The sequence below is a fragment of the Cyanobacterium sp. genome, assembly GCF_054166785.1.
Genome location: NZ_JBSZCP010000034.1, coordinates 1 through 2,958, shown reverse-complemented (window position 1 = coordinate 2,958; position 2,958 = coordinate 1). Strand labels below are relative to the sequence as shown.

3 protein-coding genes are annotated in these 2,958 nt (G+C 41.2%); all 3 read left to right on the top strand.

What is annotated here, in order from left to right; translation table 11 throughout:
- The first annotated feature begins 193 nt into the window (after positions 1 to 193).
- The 3 genes from ACXITR_RS06655 to ruvX all read left to right on the top strand — a co-directional run bounded on the left by ACXITR_RS06655 (position 194) and on the right by ruvX (position 2,711).
- Complete coding sequence (locus ACXITR_RS06655; RefSeq protein ID WP_457996454.1) at positions 194 to 943, top strand: isoprenyl transferase; 750 nt, start codon at positions 194 to 196, stop codon at positions 941 to 943.
- Between the two features lie 95 nt (positions 944 to 1,038).
- Complete coding sequence (pdhA, locus tag ACXITR_RS06650; protein ID WP_457996453.1) at positions 1,039 to 2,064, top strand: pyruvate dehydrogenase (acetyl-transferring) E1 component subunit alpha; 1,026 nt, start codon at positions 1,039 to 1,041, stop codon at positions 2,062 to 2,064.
- A 224-nt stretch (positions 2,065 to 2,288) separates the two neighbouring features.
- Positions 2,289 to 2,711 (top strand): Holliday junction resolvase RuvX, encoded by a 423-nt coding sequence (ruvX, locus tag ACXITR_RS06645; protein WP_457996452.1) that lies wholly within the window; start codon positions 2,289 to 2,291, stop codon positions 2,709 to 2,711.
- Positions 2,712 to 2,958: the final 247 nt, after the last annotated feature.

The window sequence follows — 2,958 nt, the reverse complement described above, 5'->3', positions numbered from 1 at the left end:
TTTAAATGGATGTGGAGCAGGGCGTAAGACTACCGCAAAGGTAGCAGTATGCGATGAAGCGTCAACCATCTTAAAAGGAACTCAATTAAGTTTGAGCTTGTTTTAGGAATCCCGTCGCCTTCAGGCACGGGAGGATGTCAAAGATGCTTATTTAAAGTAATATAATTACTTGAGAGTTAATGGTTAAAAGAGTGTGGCTCAAAGTTTAATTGAATTGCCTTCCGATTTAGTTCCCGACAAGATACCCCGTCATGTGGCAGTAATTATGGACGGTAATGGGCGTTGGGCAAAAAAACGTGCCTTACCCCGTATGATAGGTCATCAAAAAGGGGTTGAAGCCCTGAAAAATTTGCTTAGATGTTGTGATGATTGGGGTATTGATGTACTTACGGCTTATGCTTTTTCTACGGAAAATTGGGGAAGACCTCGTTTAGAGGTGGATTTTCTCATGACTCTGTTTGAGGGGGTGTTACGTAGAGAATTAAAAGAGATGATGAGTGAGGGGGTAAAGATTAGATTTGTAGGTGATTTAACGGTTTTACCTACTTCTTTGCAACGGGAAATTGCCCACGCCATGGATAAAACGGCTGATAATACGGGTATTGAGTTTAATGTGGCAACTAATTATGGTGGTCGTCAAGAAATTCTCCATGCCTGTCGTCATATTGCCCGTCAGGTGCAAGAGGGTAAGTTAGAAGTTGAAGATATTGATGAGGATGTTTTTGAACGTTATCTTTATACTAAGGGGATTATTAACCCCGATTTGTTGATTCGCACTAGCGGAGAAATGCGCCTCAGTAATTTTCTTTTGTGGCAGATGGCCTATGGGGAAATGTATGTTACTCCTACTCTTTGGCCTGATTTTGACCGTCAAGAGTTTCATCAAGCCCTTTTTGATTATCAAAGGCGCGATCGCCGTTTTGGCAAGGTAAAGGAGGAGTGAATAGTGGACTATGGATAATGAACCCTTAAGTATTGTGGATTGCTAATTGGACGAGGATATTTGATAATTAAGATAAATAAATATAGTAATGTGATATGGCAGAAGAAAGAATCCTACCAAAGTTTGACCATTCTACGGTAAAAATTTCTAAGGAAGAAAGTCTAGTTTATTACGAAGATATGGTTTTAGGACGCTTATTTGAGGATAAGTGCGCTGAAATGTACTACAGGGGCAAAATGTTTGGTTTTGTTCACCTCTACAATGGACAAGAGGCAGTTTCTAGCGGTATTGTAAAATCGTTAAGAGCTAATGAAGACTATGTATGTAGTACCTATAGAGATCATGTTCACGCCCTCAGTAGTAATGTTCCTGCTCGGGAAGTGATGGCAGAGTTGTTCGGTAAGTCAACGGGTTGTAGTAAGGGTCGTGGTGGCTCTATGCACATGTTTTCTGCGGAGCATAAGTTATTGGGGGGATATGCTTTTGTGGCGGAGGGAATTCCTGTGGCAACGGGGGCGGCCTATCAAAGTATGTACCGTCGTAAGGCTTTGGGGGATGAAAATTTTGATCAGGTAACGGTATGTTTCTTTGGTGATGGAGCGAGTAATAATGGACAGTTTTTTGAATGTCTCAATATGGCTGCTTTGTGGAAGTTGCCTGTGATTTATGTGGTAGAAAATAATAAGTGGGCTATTGGTATGGCCCATGATCGCGCTACTTCCCAGCCTGAAATCTATAAAAAAGCTAGTGTCTTTAATATGGAGGGGTATGAAGTGGATGGCATGGATGTTTTAGCTGTCCGTGATGTGGCTCAAAAGGCGATCGCCCGGGCTAGGGCAGGGGAAGGTCCCACCCTCATTGAAGCGCTAACCTACCGTTTCCGTGGTCACTCCTTGGCAGATCCTGACGAATTAAGGGATGCGAAGGAAAAAGAATTCTGGAATGCTAGGGATCCTATCAAAAAATTTGCCCAGTATCTAACGGAAAATAACATTGTTACTCAAGCAGAATTAGATGCGATCGACAAAAAAGTAATGGCAACCATTGATGATGCTGTTAAATTTGCGGAAGAAAGCCCAGAGCCAGATCCTAGCGAATTATATGATTACATTTTTGCTTAATTAATTAGCATTGGAGAGACCTAAAAAGGTCTCTTTTTTATGAAAACATTGAACTTTGAAACTTACTCATCATATTAAGTCCGATTTATGAACCGTACTTTTATTTATTGTTTTTGGCAATGGGCTTAAGCCCGTCATTCGTTTTATTAATATACTTTTCCCTACGGATCCAGTATAAGATAGTGAATTCAGTTTCATGGTGTGATTAAATGGAGTGGAAAAACATGAAAAAAATCTCAGCCCTAGGCTTAGACATAGGCTTAAGAAGGATTGGTGTGGCTGGATGTGATGGTTTGGGTATCATTGCCACAGAATTAACCACCATTGAACGTAGCTCATTTGATGATGATATTCTCAAGTTTCAAGAAATTATCAAGACAAGGGAAGCAAATATTTTAGTGGTGGGAGTCCCCTATAATCGGGAAGGGGAAATAGGTTTCCAAGCCAAACAAGTGATGAAATATGCTCAAAGACTAGCTAGTGCCTTAGATTTACCCCTAGACTATGTGGATGAAAGATTTACCTCCGTCGAAGCAGAAGAGCAACTGAGAAGTAGCAAAAAATATTCTCGACAGAAAAAAGGCTTGATAGATAAACGAGCGGCGGCTATTATTCTACAACTTTGGCTCGATGGTAGAAACTATTGAACCTCCCCTGCCTGAAGGCAAGGGGATTCCCATATAGACTCTTAACTAGACCGTAGTCCCTGTCAGAACGCCGTTACTGGGCTGTTTATTTTACTTCCACGGGCGCACCGACCGCAGAAGGATCAAAAAATTTATTTATTTTTTCGACTTTGCTATCAATGCTTTAACTTACCAAGCGCGTCACCATTACATTTTCTTGGGCGATATTTGTCCCGACGAAAGAAGCTAGGGAAGTCAATCCCTTGAA